The sequence below is a fragment of the Micromonospora sp. DT4 genome, assembly GCF_049841675.1.
Taxonomy (GTDB): Bacteria; Actinomycetota; Actinomycetes; order Mycobacteriales; family Micromonosporaceae; genus Micromonospora.
This window is the reverse complement of the sequence record NZ_JBNCKT010000428.1, coordinates 1-369: the sequence shown is the minus strand read 5'-3', so window position 1 is coordinate 369 and position 369 is coordinate 1. Positions and strand designations below refer to the sequence as shown.

At 64.2% G+C, this 369-nt stretch carries 1 protein-coding gene; it reads left to right on the top strand.

Annotated elements, in window-relative coordinates; genetic code table 11:
* Positions 1–123 precede the first annotated feature (123 nt).
* On the top strand, positions 124–309 hold the full coding sequence (locus tag ACLQ24_RS30435; protein WP_425895173.1) for a hypothetical protein: 186 nt from the start codon (positions 124–126) through the stop codon (positions 307–309).
* Positions 310–369 lie beyond the last annotated feature (60 nt).

Sequence of the window (369 nt, the reverse complement as noted above, 5' to 3'; positions counted from 1 at the left end):
AGCCGACGCGCGTCCCGCACCGTAACGCCCATACACCCCAAACGATCACAAACCATTTGGGTTACGGGTCAATATCACTGTTGGTAGTTGCATGATGGCTGGAGGCTGAAGATGGCACGACCGGTGACGAATGCAGCGTTCGATGGGCTGCTGACCGCCGCCGGCTACGGGAACGCGCACGCCGCATTCGCACGCCAGCTCAATCACGCCGGCCGTGAGCAGGGTGCCTGGCGGTACGACGCGGCCAGCGTCTACTGGTGGCTGCGCGGTCGCCGGCCTGCTGAGCACGTCCAAGAGACTGTCGGGTAACTGGACGGCTACGCAGTGAGAAGTCGTTCGGCGTTGATGCGTCGGGCGGCTTCGCGCTCG